The following is a 19157-nucleotide window of genomic DNA, read 5'->3' as shown; positions in this document are numbered from 1 at the left end:
TAGGCTATACTTTCGAAATATCATGTTTAACCTAAAAACGTAATGTTATGAAAAAATTGAGCTTGGTTTTCTTTCTTTTATTCACTGTCCCACTATATATCATCCCCGCAATTGCGGTTGATTTTGCTTCGGAATTTGATGGAAGTTGGACGTATGAATGCTATGATGCTCCCTATCCATACCATGAGGGAGCGGTACTTATCGTTAGCAAGGAAAAGGAGACGCTAGTAACAATAACACTTAAAAATGGGCAGTCGGTTTCGGGAAAAAATGTAGCCATTAAGGATGGGAAGTTATCGTTTGATATCTATGTGGAGGGAAGTGTGGTCAAGACTGTCTTGGAGCAAAAAGGGTCCCAGTTGACCGGAAAGGTTAATACCCCCGAGGGTATTATGAACTTGGTAATTAAGAAAAAAGATAACGCGTAACGCCAAGCAATTATCAATTCCTTATAAACTAAACAAGCCCTAAGTTTACGCTTTGGGCTTGTTCAGTTTATACCGGTGCCTGAGGCATGCCTTATTGCTGTGATAGTTGCAACGAGTCGCCATTTAGGTTGCTGCGTATTTATTTGATATCAGCAAAAAATGTTGTTAAGTCCAGTTCGAAGCCTACTACTGCGGTAGACTTAGCCATATCTCCAGAAGTCATTAATCGGGAACTTTGATACCGCCCTTCAACCAGCGTGTAAATCAAAAGGGTCTGTCCCAGGGCATCCATCAGCCAATACTCTTTCACGCCGGATTCCTCATACACTTCGTATTTGTGTTGTAGTTCCAGCTGCTTATTCCCGGGGGAGAGTACCTCTATTACCAGATCAGGTGCACCGAGGCAACCCCTGTCGTCGAGCTTTTCGAGGTCGCACACGACACAGATGTCGGGTTGCACGACCGTATGGATTTTTTCGTTTTTGGTGGACTTGACCGGTAGCCGCACATCAAAAGGAGCTATATAAGCTTGGCATCGTTTTCCTTTTAGGAACAGATTTAGTTCGGTGTGTAGGTTGCCTGCCAGTCTTTGATGGATGCGACTCGGAGCGGCTGCGGCACGTTTGAATATTTTACCTTTTATCAACTCCACCACCTCTTCCATTTCCCAAGCGAGGTAATCGGCGTAGGAATAATGCCCGTAACTCAGATCGGGTTCATTTACAATGGCTTTGGTTTTTTCGTTTTCCACAGTTAAATTTAATCAATCCCTCGTAAAATATTCCGGACTTAATAGGATTTTTTTCCGTTTAAACACGACTAAAAAAAATTCCCGGCCATTACCTTTGGCCGGGAAGTAGTAGCTTGGTCTAAGGCAGCAGTTTACTTTTGATCACCATGAGTTTGTCCCTCGTCATCTCATGCATGGAATAGGGTATGCCTCCGAGGCCTTCTCCGGACGCATCCCGGCCTCCAAAGGGCATCCAATCTACGCGGAATGCGGTGTGGTCGTTCACCATAACAGCGGTTGCGTTTAGTTTCCGAACGGTATCCATGGCAATATCGATATCTTTCGTAAATACCGCTGCTTGAAAATGGTAGTCCAGGCTATTAGCCAGTCGAATGGCTTCTTCCCGATCGGTGTAGGAATAGATACACACCACGGGTCCAAATATTTCCTCGGTAGACACTTTGGCATCGTGGGGTGGGTTGAACAAAACAGTAGGTTCGTAGCAGGTATCGCCGATTTTTTTGCCTCCGCAGAGCAATTTGGCACCTTTGCCTACTGCCTCCTGTACCCATTCCTGTACCCGGTCGACTTCGGAAGCCTTGATCAGAGGGCCCACTTCCGTATCCTTGTCCAGAGGATCGCCTACCTTCAGCTTTTGGGCTTGTTCCGCCATTTTTTCGGCGAGGCTCTTGGCCAGTGATTCCCGAACAAATACTTTCTGTACAGACACGCAGACCTGACCCGCGTGATAGAACCCTCCTTTTACCAGCGGAGGCACGATGGCTTCTACGTCCACATCGTCTTCAACAATAACCGGGGCGGCACCGCCGTGTTCGAGTGCGCAGCGTGTTCCGGGTGCCAATTTCGATTTCAGGTACCAGCCAACCTTTGCGGATCCGATAAAGGAAAGGTAGTTGATCCGTTTGTCGGTGGCGAGTTTTTCGGCGAGCTCATTATCGCAGATCACGGATTGAACCCAGCCTTTGGGAATGCCGGCTTCTTCCAGGATTTCCATCATGGCCAGACAGGAGAGGGGAGTGGTTCCGGCGGGTTTAACAATCACCGGACAGCCGGCTGCAAATGCCGTAATGGTTTGATGTATAATTAGGTTGAGGGGGTGGTTGAATGCGGAGATCGAAGCCACTACACCAATAGGTTCCCGCATGGTAAATGCTATTCGGTTAGCCGATGCTTCCGTTAGGCCCATGGGAATTTGTTTACCGGCCAGTTGGCCAATCTCTTCGGTGGCGATCTTTACCCCGTTAATTGCCCGCATGACTTCCACTTTGGAATCCTGATAGGGTTTGCCACCTTCTTCAGCGGCTAGTTTGGTCAGTTCCTCCACGCGTGATTCCATGAGTTCACGTACTTTTTCGAGCAGGGCAATTCGCCGGTGCGCCGGAATCCAAGAGGAGGGATCCGCAAATAAAGAATATGCGGTGTGAATTTTGGCTTCCAGCTCTTTGGCATCGATCATTGGGAGTTCCCGAATGAGGTGATGGTCATAGGGTGAAGTTACTTTCAACACATTACTCATAGTTCCGAGGTTTTTTGTTTCAGTTTTACATTTAAAATAGGATGGTTTAGGGAGTAATCCACCGGCAGGTCAATTACATGCACGCCGTCTGTTTGAAGGGTGTGTGTGAGAATTTCCCTAAAGTCCGCATCGCTTTCCGGCCTGTATCCATGTGCACCGTAGCTTTCGGCATATTTCACAAAGTTGGGGTTTTGGTAATCCAGGCCAAAATCGCGGAAGCCCATATCTTCCTGTTTCCATTTGATCATGCCGTAGGCCGAGTCGTTGAGGATGATGACAGTCAGGTTAAGTTTTAGGCGTACAGCCGTCTCCAGTTCCTGGGAGTTCATCATGAAGCCCCCATCTCCACAGACAGCTACCACTTTTCTGTCGGGATAGAGCAGGTTTACAGCCATCGCTGAGGGCAGTCCGGCACCCATGGAGGCCAATGCATTGTCCAGCAAGAGGGTATTGGGTTGATAGCAAGTGTAGTTGCGGGCAAACCAGATTTTATAGATGCCATTATCCAGTGTGATTACATCTTTGTCGCCCAGATTTTCCCGTAGAATATGTACCAATCGCTGCGGAAGCATGGGGAAGCGCTCATCCTTAAAGTAGGTGCTTAGATGGCCACGTACTTCTTCGCGCACTTTGGCATAAAAGGAAAAATCCCAATGAGACTGGGGTTTAAGCTCATCGGCCAGAAGGTTGACCGAACTGGTAATATCTCCCACTACATTTAGCTGAGGGAAATATACCGGATCCACCTCGGCAGGAGCAAAGTTTACGTGGATAACCTTTTTCCCTCCTTTTTTCATGAAAAAGGGAGGCTTTTCGATCACATCGTGGCCCACGTTGATGATCAGATCGGCCTCGTCTATAGCGGCATGCACAAAGTCATTGCTGGAAAGCGCGGCAGTGCCTAGGTACCTTTCGTGGCGTTCGTCGATGACACCCTTGCCCATTTGGGTGGTGAAAAAATAGATGCCGGTCTCGTCCACGAAGCGGGCAAGCGCCTGGCAGGTAATTTTGCGATTGGCACCTGCCCCGATCAGTAGGAGGGGGTTTTTGGCTTCCTCGATTAGTTTCACTGCTGCATCGATGGCTTTGCTGTCTGCTTTGGGCATGATATAATCTACCACATCAAAGAGCTCTTCAGCGCAATCTTCTTGAGCTATGTCCTCGGGAAATTCCAAATGTACCGCCCCCGGACGTTCTTCCGTGGCCAAGCGAAAAGCTTCCCGGATCTGGGATGCGATTACGTTGCTGTTTACGATCTGCTTGGTATATTTGGTCAGCGGACGCATCATGTCGACTACATCGATGATCTGAAAGCGGGCCTGTTTGCTCTTTTTGATGGGCTTCTGTCCGGTTATCATCATCATGGGCATCGCGCCCAGTTGGGCATACGCTGCGGGTGTGACCAGATTGGTGGCTCCGGGCCCCAGCGTGGAGAGGCATACGCCAGGTTTGCCCGTAAGGCGTCCGTAGGTGGCCGCCATAAATCCTGCTCCTTGTTCGTGGCGGGTGACGATTAACGTAATGGTAGATTCACTCAACGATTCCAGGAAGTCAAGGTTTTCTTCTCCCGGTACACCAAAAATGTATTCCACGCCCTCGTTTTCCAGGGCTTTGATAAATAGGTCGGATGCTTTCATCTGTTTATAATTTGTTCTTTAGCGGTCAGATGGAATCTCGCACGTATTACAATCGTCCCTCCGTGTGTCGCTTGCGTCGTGCTCGATTTCATGTGTCTATAATTGATTTATTAAGGTTCACCTGCCAGACGGTTCCAAACCGTCTGGCAGGTTTTACATCGCTAGGGCGATGCATTGTTGTTCAAAAAAGGCGGTGGTATTTCTACCTTTCCCTTACAAGTAACAAAATGTATACTAAACTTTCCCTCCCCAATCATAAATATTAGCCGATTCCTCGGTAAATCCGGCTTACTTGGGGTTTATCGGGACCATTTGCAGGTCTCGGGCCGCCGATTTGGATGGTCAACCGTGGATTATACACTTAACCGGGCGACAAAAATGGGAACGTTGTTTACCGCACCCACTAACATTCGTCCTTCTCCGAAGCTTTGGGCAGCAACTTGCACATTCTGGTGCAGAATAGCCTCAGCTAAAAAATTGATCTCCAGCGTTTCAAAAGGTAAATTATTCGACAGGCAGTAGTCTTCGATCCAACGAATGTAGGTGACATTGTTCACGTGGTTGTTCATATCCAGATCGGAGGGTTGTACTGTAAAAATCTTGGCGATTTCAGTTTCCTCCGGTAATGGCAGCTTGGCAGGAAGTACGGTTCCTTTGGCGACTTCCGGAAATAGGTCTTCCGGTAGAAACTGATTGGGTCGCTTTGGCCGTTTGCTTTGGCTATCCAACAAGAGCCAGGAGGATATCCCGATTGCCAACACCTCGCCGGATGAGTTTACCATTTCGAATTCGCGTAATGCAAAAAGCCCGTCTATGCCCCTTGAAGCTGTTTTTAGTTGAATGATGTCGCCCCAGTGCGGAAGCTGTTGAACCTCAATCTGGAGTCGGGACAATACCCAGTGGTAGCCCATTTCAAACAATTTTTGGCCGAAGTCACCACTATCCGCATGTTGCCAAGCTACTTCCTGAAAGAGATCACCGAGCGCACTCCAGCGGAGCTTTCCATGGGGGTCGACCTGGAATGACAGGATCTCAAACGTTTTCACAAAATGGAAGTCTCGGGAGGAACGCATGCTGCTTTTTGACAAAAATAAGGATAGAATGGCAAAGCAACGCCTCGGTAGCGATAGAAATCATCATTTTTTAAACCCGACTCGCTTCGGTCGTGTTATTTCAGCAAAACGATGGATCGTGCAAAACAACCTAATGAACAAAAACCTGCTTCCCTATCAGGGAGAGGCATACTATTTCCCCTCATTTTTAACGGATGAGGAAAGTCAGTATCTTTTTTTAGCATTGGAATCTGAGATCAATTGGAATCAGGAAGAAATCTGGATGTTTGGCAAGCGGGTTATGCAGCCCCGTTTAACGGCTCTTTGCGGGGATCCGGAGATCCCTTATGGGTATTCCGGCATATCTATGCAAGCTTCGCCCTTCACCTCCAGTCTACGTAGACTCAAGCAGCGGCTAGATGACCTTGCACAAACCACCTTTACCCACGTGTTGCTAAACTATTATCGGAACGGTGCGGACAGCATGGGCTGGCACCGGGACAACGAGAAGGTGCTGGGCAGTGCCCCTGTTATTGCCTCGGTAAGCTTGGGGGCCGAGCGAACATTTCAATTTCGCCATTACGAGCACAAATCCACCAAGATGGATTTGATGCTTGGCTCAGGAAGCCTTTTGCTGATGAAGGGGGAAAGCCAGCGTTTTTGGGAACATCAGCTTCCAAAAGCGAAGGGTGTTTTGCTCCCTCGCATCAATCTTACCTTTCGGGTGATTCAGTCGACCAAGGCTTGACCGGAGGGATTTCTTTCCCTTACAAAATCTTGGTGGAACAGATCTATTTCTGCTGTTTGGAGTCCTAGGTGAACCAACAGCTGGTTTCTGAAGTGTAGATAAGGTTCCTTTTCGGGTAAGGTCAAGGGTTCCCTCCCTGGAAAGGCCATGTTCTGCATACTGTTCTTCTTACGCAATATCCAGCCCTGGTAGGAGGGCAATTTTTCCGGTTCTCCCAGAATGACCACACCGGGATCTTCCGGTCCTTGCCGGGTAATGTTCATCCATGGGCCCGCTGCTACAGGCAATTCATTTGGAACTACCGCTCCATGTTGGTCGTAAAACCCAGTGGTCTCGCTAAGTTTAATTCGCGGTGAAAATCCGCCATACCCTTTTGGGTCCTCTGACCCACCGATTTGTACATTTTTAGCCAAGGGCTTTAGTTGGATGTCGATGGTAAGTTTGTATAGTTCCGGATCTACCCGCTCATAGTGCATGTGGAGCAATTCCTCTACGACTTCCTGACCGTTTACTTGCCAAGTGATGACAGCTTCCAATAGAGCCTGTTCTTCGTCAATGACCTGAGGCGTCACCTGCTGCACGTTCCAGGAAATTCCTTCACTTACCCATGGGTCGGCGACCCGTTTGCCGTCCACGTATAATTGGTGCCAAGTCCAAAAAATTCCGCGGTGGTGCAAATGGTCATCTGGAAAGTCTTCGGTGATCACCTCTCCATTTAGATCATATAACGGGTGGATGTAGTTAGCGCGTGGGTATTTGCCGTCTTTGTCTTTGGTGGCGGTTTGATAGAAAAGGCGTGTTTTACCTGCTTCGATTAATTCGAAGCCTTGGTCATTGGACTTCCAGCTTAGTTGTTGGGCAGAGGAAACGGTAGCGGCAATTAGAAATAGCGACAAGGTCAGTTGCCAAGTACCATAACGGTGGGGAAATTCAAACATGGGTATCTGTTACAGGTTTGATGATGGGAGTGCGCAGCCAATTTATAGACCGAATGGCCAAAGGATAGTTTAATGGCTTTGTTGATAATCACTACTAATAAACAGAAAATTTCTTAAAAAATTGTTTTTCTTAAACAACTTGTTTGAAAATTCACTTGTGTTCCACCAAAGTACACCTTGTTGCCAGAGAATAAGGTGTCTTTTTTACCTAAATAACAGTATTTTTTGCTGGTATTTTTGAAGCTATCTGATAAAAAAAAGAGCCTTGGTTAGCTAGGGCTATTCCTTTTGTAAATTCCCACACGGCCGGAGAACTCATCCAGAAACTTTACCTCCCCGTTATTGAGCCGGAAAGTGATTTTGTGGGTTCTGTTTTCTTGTAGTTCCTGTGTCATCTGGATATCTGCTGGCATGCGCCTACATTGGTATGACCCAAAGAGAAGGAAAAAAAGTGGGATAGAATACGCAAAAAGGTCTATTTTAGCTGAATACGTAGGTATACCAATATGGGGGTAGGGTTGGTTTGCAGAAGAAATGGAGGGAACGTTTTTGCAATCTGTTGTCCCAGATCATTGTAGGTATAGGATACCAACGTCACGGGGAGCTGCGCACCAATTTTGTGGGAGATGGACGCCAGCTGTCCGGCTACGTTGTAACTGTAGATACGCAGTATATCCGGAACTGCCGGAGATGTTCTGGAAGTGAGTGAACGTTCGGGCTGGTCCTCAAAGTTGTAGACCGTCGAGATCCTCTCCGTACCGCCAAGCTGGTGCTGGGAAAGCGTTTGTATTACCCGGGCTTTTTCGTCGTAGAAGATGGCGGTGGTTTGGAAATTTAAGCCAGATTGTGTTTCAAATTTTTTTACTTGTTTACTAAGATGGTGTTTATTAAGCCATTGCAAATGGCAATAAAAGGGATTACGAATATAAATGAGATTAGGAATAGGAGGTGTAGCCGAATCTACACCCAGGGGAAACAGAAAAAAATGACTTAGGGAGCATTGGGCAAGGCGAAGGGAACCTCCGGTGACATCATCGGAAAGTATGAGCGGGACGAGATCAAGCCATCAATTGATACGGCAGCTAAGATTGCTGAAGCGCTAACCGTTACGCTGGATTACCTGGTGAAGGATGCAGAATACCAGAACATCGACAACGATGCCCTCAAAAGGCTACAGCAGCTCGAAAAGCTTGCCCCAAAGGAAAAAGACCACCTCTATGCCCTTATGGACGCCTTCTTCGCAAAACATAAAATGGACAGCCTATTGCTGTAAATGAAAAAGTCCGGCCAGTGCCGGACTCCAAAATAAATTGATTACTTACTACTTCTAGGAGCTTATTTTGTAGCGCTCTTTCACCTTAGCTTCAGGAATATACTTTAACGAAGGAGGGCCACCACCATGGGAATCGCTATCTTCGTATAACAGCTCCCAATATCTTTCATCATCCGGATCCTGATAAAGGTTTAACCAACCGCTGGCATCCTTGGACACCCATTTAAGATGGTGTTGAATAAGCCATTCTATTCTTAAAGAATCTCCGTCTTTTTTCATCTCTCCGCCTTCAAACACCCATTTCCCTTTTATCAATATCTCTTCTTTACTTATCTTTTTCATTGCACAACTCGTCTAACAGCATCTTTAGGGATTGCCTGATTAGGAATTACAAATTCTCTTGCGCCCCCTGCGGTTCTCCCTCCTCCAACAAACCCGGGATTAGTCCTGTTTATTGGGCTAGCGATACCAGTCGGAGTGTTAAATTCAAATATCTGAAATCCGCTTGGGCTATTTGGTATTGTTAGTTTCTTTGCTATCTCTTTTGCGCCTAAACCCTGAATATCTTGAGCCGCTGTAACAAAAACATCGCTTGCAGAAGGAGCTCCTAATGTTTTAATACCTGAAACATCGCCAGGAACAACACGAGCCACCCTACTTGGTACTGCATTTGAAATTTTCCCCGCCTTGGTCAATAACCCCGCTCCCTTACTTCCCGCCAAAGCTTCCACGCCTGCCCAGGCCGCTCCTCCTGCCACTTCCCCGATAGCACCCGGATCCCCGCTTGCCACCTTGTCAACTGCGTTATCAATAGCGGCCGAAACCCCGCCGACCGCATCCACGGTATTTGTGCCCAACGCCGCATCAACTGCATACAGATTGCTCGTATTGCCCGTAGGTCCCAAAGCAGCAGCACCCAAAAGCAGGTTGCCGGTTGCTTTCCATGTATCGGCCTTCCAGGCATCATTGGTCACAAAGTTCCAAGTTCCTTGTGCGCCGGATCCCACACCACGTCCAAATCCTTTTAAAAATTCCCAACAATCAGGACACTCCCCATTAGGATCATTGTACCTGATCGGGTTGTTCCAACTGAACTGGTACGGGGACATCCCGATTTGCCTTGGGTGGTCGGCCAGCACGTCGATGCTTATAAACCGTCCTATTGCAGGATCGTAAAACCTTGATTTAAAATCGTATAGATTCAGGTTCAGGTCACTCAGTATCTCGTTCCCGTTATAAAGATACTTATTCGCCTTTATCCCCCCATACTGAAACCCAATCCCCGTCAGTTCTAACCCCCACGGGTCATAATGCGTCTCCTGCATAATGGGAGAGGTGGTGCTCATGACCATAAAGTCATCGAACCATACGTCCTCCGGGGTTTCGTTGACGACAAAGGTTTCCAGGTATCCGTCTTCCGAAATGTACAGGTTTTCTTGCAAAACTTCGTGTTGGTTGGCTGCGTTTTTGGTTAAAACCTGCTTGCCTACCTCGTATCTATTACTGTCTTGATCGTACAATGCATAAATCAGATAGGCTTCGGGAGCTTCCTTGTTCTGTAAGTCACTGGCTAGGATATTGGCTAGGTTTAGGATGGCGATGGGGTTGCCGGAACCGGAGCGTTGGAGGCTTCCGGCCAGTTCGCTTAGGCCATCCACCATCCGGTCTTTTGCGGATTGGGTGAGGTAGCTGCCTGTATTTAGCTTGGCGACTGTCGGCTCGGCGTACTTTCCGTGTACACGCAGCGTTACGCTGTCACCTGCATAGACGGGCTGCGTCCTGCCGGGGCCCACCACGCGGCCCCGGTCGGCGTTTAGCCAAGCCACCTGGTTACCACCTTCCGTTACATTATGCTCGGGCCCGAGCTGCCGGGATTCGGAAAGCTGGGTGAAGGCAGCCTCTTCCTCATCCGCAAGGCCGGTCTCCATCGTTGCCATAAAGCCCTGTGAGGAAGGATCCCGGAGTACCTGCCGGACATTGCCAAGGTGGTCTTTGATGTTGTACTCGTACTGGTAAGCTGTTCCCTCGTAGACCACTCGGCCACACCCCGCAGCCCGGCCCAAACCTAAAACAGTCCCCCGGACTGTTTCTTTACGGTTTGTCCTGCATAAGGTAGTCCAGCGCCCCATTTTCATATACTGCCTCACCGATATAGGTTTGGGTTTTGGTAAGCGTTGTGTTGGTGTATATTTTCTGGGTTAGTCCAGCGCTGCAACCCGGCCCGTCGCTAGATTAGTCCAAAGGGACTAATCCTTAACGCTCCGTCCTCCTCTGCATCGTATCCGAACACTATCTTACCCAAGGTACCAGTAAAGGTAACGGTATCTGGGAGATTCAGATGGTTATAGCTGATGGAGGTGATCTGTTTGTCCAGGTTACCGGATAGATTACCGTTTACATCGTAGGAATAGGCTGTGGCACTCCGTTCTTTGAAGTCTTTGGATGTATATGAAAGTGCGTCATTCGAATCTTCAACTTGTGCCAGACGGTTGCTGTTCGTCTGATAGGTGTAGGTCAGGTTATCCACTTCGCCGTAAGTGGACGCAGTCATTTGATTGCGCCTAACCAACTTGGTGATGTTTCCATTGGCATCGTACAGCATTCCGTTTACGGTGAACCAGTTGGTTTCCGATGAAGCTGTATAGTTGGCCGTAGTTAACCTGTGCGCATTGTCATAGGTATAGTTGTAGGTACGAGTTTTTCCTGCACCGGTCATCCCGCTCCAGTCGATTCGGGAGATGTTTCCGTTCCAGCGGTTGGTTGTGGCGCCGCTTTCATAGTAGAGGGTCTGCTTGAAAACCTCGGTATGGGCACTGCCAAGGGTTTTCAGCCAGCCCCGGATATTGTAGGCATAGGTTTGGTTTGCAGAAGCAATGGTAGGGAAGGTTTTGGCAATCTGCTGTCCCAGATCATTGTAGGTATAGGATACCAACGTCACGGGGAGCTGCGCACCAATTTTGTGGGAGATGGAAGCCAGCTGTCCGGCCACGTTGTAACTGTAGATACGCAGTATATCCGGAACTGCCGGAGATGTCCTGGAAGTGAGTGAACGTTCGGGCTGGTCCTCAAAGTTGTAGACCGTCGAGATCCTCTCCGTACCGCCAAGCTGGTGCTGGGAAAGCGTTTGTATTACCCGGGCTTTTTCGTCGTAGAAGATGGCGGTTGTGTAGGACTCTATGTTAGGTACCGCCTAGAAAAACAAGGTGTTAGATTTCTAAGACGTTCTTTAGCAAGCCATTGTAAATGGCATTGAACGGATTGAGACTGCAAAGGAGCTTAGGAATATCAGGGTGTAGAGGATTCTACACCCAGTTGGGGAGTCGAATTATCAGACTATTTTTTCTAAGAGGGTCTTTAATAAGCCATTGCGAATGGCATAATAGGGATAACGAATTCAATGGAGCTTATTAAAAAGGAGGGGGTAAAGGATTCTACAACCATGTCGGGGAAATGTTATAACAGGGTCGCACCCCGCAACACTCGCAAAAATTAATACTATTAATAGTAGTGCTTTCATCTTCCAAACCATCTGAAATAATAGGCTAAATTTTCATAGTAGTTAGGTTCTAATACTGCATTGGTAAAATTACATGGTTTGCCCAGCATTAGTCCTAACAAACCTTGACCCGCATAATGTGCTAAGTAAGCATCACCCAAAACCCTAGATTGCCACACATGATGTAGTTCATGCACTATTAGGTCGTTATCATACTGATCCGTCCTATAAAGGATCGAGTGAGATCACCATGTTCCTCCGAAATATTTGTCTATAAAGGTATTTATTGACTAAATAAAATTTCAGAAATCTAATAATATATCATTTGAAATCAAGGGAATATTGTTACATTTTATATATCCTCTTGCATTAATAACAAGTACACCTGAATTTTCAAAAATTGGTTTGTCAAATAATACATACGTTCTAATCAATTGGTTATCCGTGATTTTTTTAAATTTTTCAGTTATTAAACCATTCTGATCATAAAATCTTAAAGTGTCGATTTTTATGGCATCCTCAGTAATTAATTGCACAGATAATGAATCAAAGTAATAGTTAAATTCGCCAGAATTAATATTCTGATAAATTACTATCCAATTTGAAAACTTTGATCCCTTTAAGGAAATCTCACCACACATCATATTGAATTTATACTCCTTTTTCCCATTAAATTCAAGAGGAAAAGATTTATCACAGCCTAATAAGGCTTGAAATATTAAAATATAAATAATTATTAATTTTTTCATATCACCACCAAGGAAAAAAGTCGGGAATTGTCTCAAAGAAATTTCGGGTCGGAGAAATGAAGGCAGGATATCTATTCCCTCCGTAACTTGTAAAATACTTAAATTTATTAAGTATTAAACCAAAAACTCCATTGGTTGCATAATTTGGTAAAAATGCATCTCCCATAGATCTAGATTGCCAAAGGTGATGAAGTTCATGGGGATAGATTTCTCCATTAACATTGCTATTTCCTATAACTGAAAACGCACCAAATCCGGAATCATATTCAGTGGGATCTGCAAATCTATCTATGATGCCCCCACTATAAACAAAAGTTAAATTATTAAAATCTGGTTTGATGTTACCCCCAAAAGCCAAATTGCCAAGTCCAAATGCGTTTGTAGCGATATTTCCGATGTTGTTTTGCCACTGAAGAAGTCTCTGCCCTTTGCCAAAGGTCAGGTTGACAGGCCCGGCACCAACTGTGACCCTTGAAAAAGGATCTCGACCCATCGCCCAGTTATTACCGATCGATCTTCCTGCAGTTCCGATACCCTGGTAGAGCTGGCGACCAGCAAATTGCATACCTTTACTTTTAGAGCCCCAAGCACTCACCATGCCAAAACCACCGCTGGCCGTAAAAGCTCCTGATGCTGCTCCAACTAACCCACTTTTATAGACATTGTCCAAGTTCCCGCCACCGAGGGCGGTAATGGCCATATTTACATTGGCACTTTGTATTGCGGTTGAGGTTATTCCCCAAGCTTTGGTTAAGGGTGCAGTAGAAGAGACGCTATTACCAACAGTAATTCCGGTGATACCTCCTTTAGCTCCGACGGCTGCGGAAACTCCAGTTCCGACAGCCGCTCCAATTAATCCACCAACAATTGCCCCTTTCCACCAATCTTGACCATTATTATGCGCAATAACACCCCCTGCTGTCCCTCCAACCACAGCCCCAATAATAATTGGAACAAACCAAGCCAACTCCCCATCAGGATCCACCATCATCACCGGATTGTTCCCCATCGCCAGATAAGGCGAGGCAAACTGATCCTGCGGATCCACCCCAAACCACCTTCCCAATGCCGCATCGTATTGACGTGCATGAAAGTCATACCATCCCGTCAGCTCCTCATAGGCCTTGCCTTGGAACAGTTCCTTGGTCTCTTTCTCCCCGGCCCGTACAAAGTTTCTCGCTATTAATCCATACGGATAAAAATCCGTCTGTTGTACTATGTAGCTTTCTAAGGTGAGAATGGTAAAGTCATCGAAGTAGGCTTCTCCTCCTTCGGTTCCATCATTGGAGAGATAAATATAGAAATATCCCGGCTCATCCGCTACTACTTCGCTGTATAATCTCTCATGTTCCCGGTTGGTGCCGTCCTCGTAGGCTGCCTCGGTCATCTCGAACGAGTTCGGGACAAGTTATGTACATAACCGCCGTATTTGTAGTTCATCTCCTTGTCGAAGAAGAGGTAGTTCAGGTAGGGCGTCGTTGTTTTGCTTTTTTCCTGTCAGCAAGCCCGCAAGGCCTGTGTTTTCTGTCGTAATCCGTTGAGTCTGGGGGAGTAATTTTCCCTCTACCCCCCTATGAAAGCTAAATTTGGTTAACTAACCAATGGATGGGGTTCTAGTTAAATTATTAGCGTAACTCAAAATCAATCATCCCAAAATCTAATATTTCACCGCCAACTATGATCGGAGGTAATTTTAACCCAATTTTCTTATTTGCTCCGCTCTCACTGATGTTTTTTTGATTGATCCTTGCAGAAATTCGGAATTTGCTTTTTTTATTAATCGGCATTGGCTCCTCATTAAGTTCGTTGCCGATTATTGCTAATTTGTAATACGCGGAGGAATCATGTTCATAAATGTATACCGAAACATCGCCAGATTTGAACCGAATATTTGGATCTTTCGATACAATATAAACATTGAAAATTACTTTACTTGGCCTATAACCAATTTTTGAATCCAATAATTCACCGATAATTCTTAAATATGATTTACGGTCGCCCAAATCAATTTGGGTTCTTCGATCCATACCTCTGTTGACTAGAGTTACAGACTTAATTACCGAACAAAAAGAAACCGTTGTCATTAGTAAAATAAATATTATTCCCTTTAACATACTTATTTTATTTTAAATGGTAGAAAATGTTTAAATAATAGTTCAAGTTGCATTGCTTGATTCTCTAAGTGACCTGGTGTAAAATAGCTGAAATACCATTTGCCCGACCCTTTTCCTGATTGATAATACTCACTTAGAATTCTACTGTAGAAATTGCCGGATCCGTATGTTCTTTGCTGTATAAAATGTACATATTCATGGAATCGGAGTCCAGCATCATCAATAAAATCCCCTGATTCCTTTACTACGAGATTCCGGCCAATAGTAATTCCATCGCCTTTTGCTAAATGTAAAGTAAAAAGTCCTCCGCTTCTAAATACTGGCGTGTTTCTTCCCATTGGACCAGAATATAAACTAGGCCCCATAGCTGCGATGTTTAGAGCACCCATAGTTGCCCCTCCAACAGCACCCGCAAGTGCCCCCTGCTTTATTCCATCTCCAATATTTTGTTTGTCAATTGCGGATCCAATCCCTCCAGTAACTGCACCTGTTGCAGCGCCTTTTACAGCCCCATATCCGATTTCAGCTCCAATGTTTGCTAAAGCACCTCCTTTGACTCCTGAAAATTGGGGAAGTCCTGCTCCGGCAAATCCGCCTGCAATCCCACCAATCACTGTACCGAGGGAAATTTCGTTACCTAAAATAAGATTCCCTGCTACGGTGCTTGAGGTGCTATTTAGCAAATTATATCCAAGTGTTTGCGAAAATGCGCTATTCGCGAAAGCACCGCCTATACCGCCTCCAATTGCGCCCGTTACGGCACCCATAGCTACCGCATTTCCAAAGCCATTCCAAAACTGTCCGCTACCACTCATTCCTGATGCAAGGTACGTTGCAGAATACACCGCAGCCGAAGTTGCTGTCCCGATCAACGCCCCTTTCAACATGGCTAAACCAAGTACAGCTAATGTAATCGGTTCATTCCCATCTGGATCCAAAAACATTACCGGGTTGTTGGCCATTGCGTTGAAAGGCGAAACACCCGGCATCCTATGGGTATAAGCATCGACCCCAAACCATCTCCCCAGCGCAGCGTCATACTGTCTGGCATGAAAATCATACCACCCCGTTAGCTCATCGTAGGTCTTGCCCTGAAATAGCTCCCTAGTCTCCTTCTCATTTTCACGTACAAAGTTTCTTGCTATCAGCCCATACGGGTAATAATCCGTCTGCTGTACGATATAGCTTTCTAAGGTGAGAATGGAGAAATCATCGAAGTAGGCTTCTCCTCCTTCGGTTCCGTCATTGGATAAGTAAATGTAGAAATATCCCGGCTCATCCGCTACTACCTCCTGATATAATCGTTCATGCTCCCTGTTAGTCCCATCCTCATACGCCGCCTCGGTCATCTGGGTATAGCCTCCGTATTTGTAGTTCATCTCCTTATCGAAGAAGAGGTAGTTCAGGTAGGCGGGTGGGGCGTCGCTTCGGCTTTCCTTACCTACAAGTAGCCCGGCCAGCCCCTGATCTGTAACTGCTATGCGGCTTGAGGGGGTGGATAAGTTCCCGTCTATACCTAGGCTGCCTGGATTGGCGGCTTCTATCGCCAGTGAAAGCATCATCAGGGCAGGATCTAATTTTTTGTTATTGAGATCCAGGTATTTTGCAAATACTTCCATTCTCACTGTATCTCCCGGAAGTACCGCCACGGATCTCGATGGCCCGGTCTCCCCATTGGTAAGCCGCAGGGCATAGCCAGTTTCCGACGTCCCGGTATGGTCAAAAAGCGAGGAGGCGATATGGGGTGCCTCCCCATAGTCCATAAACTGCATGGATTCCGTCTCCAGGTTGTCCGGCTCAAAGGTCGCCAGCACGGTGAAGTTTGCAGGATCTTCCTGAAGTACCACCCGGGTGTTGCCTAGATGGTCGGTAAGGTAATATTGGTAGCGGTAGCCCGCATCCGCCAGCACCCGGCCGTATTCGTGGCGGATTTCCTTCAGAACGGTGCCCTCAAAGACCAGCTCGCCCACGTAGTGTTGCGTCCTGTCTGCGAAGGCTCCCGTGCCTGAATATTCAACCGTCATCAGACCGCCTCCTGCACTGTAGGTGTACTTGATGCGGTTGGTGGAGCCAAAGTTGATCTGGGCAGGCAGGTTCTGCCGGGTATAGGTTATTCCCGTGACGCCTTTGTTCGCATCGGTCAATAGGAATCCGTTCTGATTGTAGGTATAATCGGTGCCGGTATTCCCGTCGTTGAATCCGCCCGCTTTGTGTGCCGCCGGGGCTGCATCGGCCACGGCCGTCAGCTGGTTGCCGGTGTAGGTATAGGTCAGCTGGTCCATCTGTACGACCGTACCGCCATTGTCGCGGTTTCTTCTCAGTGCGGTAATATTCCCGTTGGCACTGTAGCTTATATGGCTCTCGTTAAAGTTGCCGTCGGTATTCCAGGTGGATCCGATCTTTTGCCTGTAGATGGATCCGGTCAGCCGCTTTGGGGTGTCGAAGGTGTAGTTGTACGCCCTTTCCGGTTCGGTGCCGTAGTGTTTCCATTGGTTGGAGGTAATGATCCCGTCCAGCCTGGGGCTGTTTGCTGTACCGCTGGCTTTGTGGTAATCCAGTTTTTGGCGGAACACTGGGTCGCCGTTTGAATAGGTGTAGAGGATCTCGTCGGTCCACCCTTGGATCGTGGACTTCAGGCCGGTCCTGTACAGCCATGTATTGCCGTTGTTGCGGCTGTGGTGGATGATCTCGGTGGCCTCGCCCAGCTCATTGTACTGGAAGTGGCCGAGCATCACCTCGGCGTTGCCGTTGATCTTGTGGTAAACCTTTAGCGGCCGTCCGGCATGGTCGTAGGTAAACCTTCTTTCCACCCGTGTGGTGCCTCCCGAGTACGAATAGGTATTCACCGTCTTCTCCACTTCTCCGGAGAAGGCGTATAGGGTGGATGTCTTTACGGTGCCCGTCAGCTGATGGGTGGAGATGGTCTGTATGGGCTGGTAATAGGTATCATAATAGGTCACGCTGTTGATCCACTCGGTACTGTTGCCCTGCCTCCGTGATTTGGATCCCGTGGCCAGGCCTTTCACGGCCATATTCTGCTGCTGAAGGGTAAAATACCCCGACTCGGCGGCAAAGGCATACAGGCCGTTGGAGTTTCCCGTACCGGAGGCCCAGCTGTTGTGGTTCATGAAGGTGTAATCGTCATAGTAGGTGATCGACAGGATGCCCGCATCCACCGCGGTGGTAGGGTAGGAGGAGCCAATGGTATACCCCAATGCCGAGTTATTCCTTGTTTCAAACCTGGATGCCGTAGAAGCGGCCACCTGCGTCCTGAGCGTGGCCAATGCCGTCCCGTTGGCTATGGTTCCTATGACTACAGGCCTGTTGTGGATATCGTATTTGACATAGGACCATTCCGGTGTAGCTTTTGCGCGTTGTTCCCCGTCCTGGGTCAGGACCGGTCGGTCCCATTTGTCGTAGATGGTGTATACCCATCCCGCCCCCGGCGCCTTGGTACCTGTTTGCCTGCTAAACTCATCGTAGGCATATTGGAAATGCCATAGATCAACATGAGCCTGGGAAGGTGCAAGTGTAGTGGAGGATTGGGGAGGTATGACAAAGATCAGCTCACTGTAGTCGTTGTATACATAATAGGTGTCGAGCCAAGTGGACGCACCTGCCTGGGTACGTACAAGTACGGTTCGGCCGGCAAAATCCGAAAAGGTACGGGTGATGTGCAGTTCCGCATCAACTGTTTCCGCCACTGAAAGACTGTTTATCGGGTAGGTGGAAGAGGAGTTTGGCCTGCCGTTTACGATCGCCCATCGGCGGACCGCATCGGTGGATATGTTGACTTTAACTTTAGATGAGGTATAGGCCGTTTGAAGGTCGTTCCCCAGCTGGCTGACTCCCACGACCCGGTCCAAGGGAGAGTCCTCATAGGTGGCATTGCTATAGGGTTTTGTGTCACCGGTAACGCCGGGAGGAGGGCTGTCGTAAAAACCTAACTGCTCCGAAAGAGCACTAGGTCGGAACGCCCCGGTAGAAGCAGCGGCCCGGTAGGGGAGATAGGATATTGATGCCCGCTGTTTTGCATCGTAAGCTACAGGCTGGACCAGATCTTGTTTTCCAGGGCTGCCCTGCACCTGGAGCGATTGGATTGGCCTGCCCATTCCGTCAAAATAGGAATAGGCCACACGTTTGCTACCTATGGGCAGTGAAATAACCCCCTCATCATTTGTAATTCCTTCCACCCTCACATGCTCCGACCTTACAAAGGCTTTGCCCTCGGAAGGGGCCTTGGTAGGGCTTGTGTTGTGGGTACGGGCAAAAAACGTGCCCTGGGTGGCAGAATTGAACTGAAATCCGGGTTTGAGAACCAGCGATTCCACTACCAGGTAGGAGGTGTTCTCATATTGGGATCTCTCGCCATTTTGTACAATGGTGGCCTGCTGCGCAGCTAGTGGGGCAATACCAAGGGCTGCTACCAGCACTAGGCTTAAAAATTTCATGGGG

Annotated in this window: 17 protein-coding genes; 3 read left to right on the top strand and 14 right to left on the bottom strand. The window is 47.6% G+C overall.

The features are described from left to right. The first annotated feature begins 47 nt into the window (after window positions 1-47). On the top strand, window positions 48-428 hold the full coding sequence (locus tag JJU34_RS18550; protein WP_228693913.1) for a hypothetical protein: 381 nt from the start codon (window positions 48-50) through the stop codon (window positions 426-428). A 139-nt stretch (window positions 429-567) separates the two neighbouring features. Here JJU34_RS18550 and JJU34_RS18545 read toward each other — a convergent pair whose 3' ends face one another. The 4 genes from JJU34_RS18545 to JJU34_RS18530 all read right to left on the bottom strand — a co-directional run bounded on the left by JJU34_RS18545 (window position 568) and on the right by JJU34_RS18530 (window position 5405). Beyond that, window positions 568-1179: a Uma2 family endonuclease gene (locus JJU34_RS18545; RefSeq protein WP_228693912.1), complete on the bottom strand. Its 612-nt coding sequence runs from the start codon at window positions 1177-1179 to the stop codon at window positions 568-570. 118 nt (window positions 1180-1297) lie between these two features. Further along, window positions 1298-2695: an aldehyde dehydrogenase family protein gene (locus tag JJU34_RS18540; protein ID WP_228693911.1), complete on the bottom strand. Its 1398-nt coding sequence runs from the start codon at window positions 2693-2695 to the stop codon at window positions 1298-1300. Next, window positions 2692-4332, bottom strand: coding sequence for an acetolactate synthase large subunit (locus JJU34_RS18535; protein ID WP_228693910.1), 1641 nt, complete (start codon window positions 4330-4332; stop codon window positions 2692-2694). The genes JJU34_RS18540 and JJU34_RS18535 overlap by 4 nt, the downstream gene beginning before the upstream one ends. A 353-nt stretch (window positions 4333-4685) precedes the next feature. After that, complete coding sequence (locus JJU34_RS18530) at window positions 4686-5405, bottom strand: acyl-ACP thioesterase domain-containing protein (RefSeq protein WP_228693909.1); 720 nt, start codon at window positions 5403-5405, stop codon at window positions 4686-4688. 118 nt (window positions 5406-5523) lie between these two features. Between JJU34_RS18530 and JJU34_RS18525 the strand changes: the two genes are divergently transcribed. Beyond that, a complete protein-coding gene (locus JJU34_RS18525; RefSeq protein ID WP_228693908.1) occupies window positions 5524-6132 on the top strand; it encodes an alpha-ketoglutarate-dependent dioxygenase AlkB in 609 nt (202 codons plus the stop codon). Here JJU34_RS18525 and JJU34_RS18520 read toward each other — a convergent pair. The 3 genes from JJU34_RS18520 to JJU34_RS18510 form a co-directional block, all read right to left on the bottom strand. Beyond that, window positions 6114-7070 (bottom strand): DUF6807 family protein, encoded by a 957-nt coding sequence (locus tag JJU34_RS18520; protein ID WP_228693907.1) that lies wholly within the window; start codon window positions 7068-7070, stop codon window positions 6114-6116. The two genes, JJU34_RS18525 and JJU34_RS18520, sit on opposite strands and share 19 nt — an antisense overlap. 269 nt (window positions 7071-7339) lie before the next feature. Beyond that, window positions 7340-7483, bottom strand: a complete 144-nt coding sequence (locus JJU34_RS18515) for a hypothetical protein (protein WP_228693906.1) — start codon at window positions 7481-7483, stop codon at window positions 7340-7342. 62 nt (window positions 7484-7545) lie between these two features. Then, window positions 7546-7971, bottom strand: a complete 426-nt coding sequence (locus tag JJU34_RS18510) for a hypothetical protein (protein ID WP_228693905.1) — start codon at window positions 7969-7971, stop codon at window positions 7546-7548. Window positions 7972-8070: 99 nt separating this feature from the next. Here JJU34_RS18510 and JJU34_RS18505 point away from each other — a divergent pair, with 99 nt between their 5' ends. Continuing rightward, a complete protein-coding gene (locus JJU34_RS18505; RefSeq protein ID WP_228693904.1) occupies window positions 8071-8343 on the top strand; it encodes a helix-turn-helix transcriptional regulator in 273 nt (90 codons plus the stop codon). A gap of 54 nt (window positions 8344-8397) precedes the next feature. Here JJU34_RS18505 and JJU34_RS18500 read toward each other — a convergent pair whose 3' ends face one another. From JJU34_RS18500 to JJU34_RS18470, 7 genes are all read right to left on the bottom strand, one after another. Continuing rightward, window positions 8398-8685 (bottom strand): Imm27 family immunity protein, encoded by a 288-nt coding sequence (locus tag JJU34_RS18500; RefSeq protein WP_228693903.1) that lies wholly within the window; start codon window positions 8683-8685, stop codon window positions 8398-8400. After that, window positions 8682-10490 (bottom strand): polymorphic toxin type 10 domain-containing protein, encoded by a 1809-nt coding sequence (locus JJU34_RS21880; RefSeq protein ID WP_228693902.1) that lies wholly within the window; start codon window positions 10488-10490, stop codon window positions 8682-8684. The genes JJU34_RS18500 and JJU34_RS21880 overlap by 4 nt, the downstream gene beginning before the upstream one ends. An 80-nt stretch (window positions 10491-10570) precedes the next feature. After that, window positions 10571-11332 carry a hypothetical protein gene (locus JJU34_RS18490; protein WP_228693901.1) on the bottom strand — a complete coding sequence of 254 codons (762 nt, stop codon included), beginning with the start codon at window positions 11330-11332 and terminating at the stop codon, window positions 10571-10573. A gap of 809 nt (window positions 11333-12141) precedes the next feature. Next, window positions 12142-12588, bottom strand: a complete 447-nt coding sequence (locus JJU34_RS18485; RefSeq protein WP_228693900.1) for a hypothetical protein — start codon at window positions 12586-12588, stop codon at window positions 12142-12144. Window position 12589: 1 nt separating this feature from the next. Continuing rightward, window positions 12590-13975: an RHS repeat-associated core domain-containing protein gene (locus JJU34_RS18480; RefSeq protein WP_228693899.1), complete on the bottom strand. Its 1386-nt coding sequence runs from the start codon at window positions 13973-13975 to the stop codon at window positions 12590-12592. A 238-nt stretch (window positions 13976-14213) separates the two neighbouring features. Further along, window positions 14214-14702 carry a hypothetical protein gene (locus JJU34_RS18475; RefSeq protein WP_228693898.1) on the bottom strand — a complete coding sequence of 163 codons (489 nt, stop codon included), beginning with the start codon at window positions 14700-14702 and terminating at the stop codon, window positions 14214-14216. Between the two features lie 2 nt (window positions 14703-14704). Further along, window positions 14705-19153 (bottom strand): DUF6443 domain-containing protein, encoded by a 4449-nt coding sequence (locus tag JJU34_RS18470; RefSeq protein ID WP_228693897.1) that lies wholly within the window; start codon window positions 19151-19153, stop codon window positions 14705-14707. Window positions 19154-19157 lie beyond the last annotated feature (4 nt).

It is taken from the genome of Lunatimonas sp., from assembly GCF_020832325.1.
Lineage (GTDB): Bacteria > Bacteroidota > Bacteroidia > Cytophagales > Cyclobacteriaceae > Lunatimonas.
This window is presented reverse-complemented; position numbering and strand designations above follow the sequence as displayed.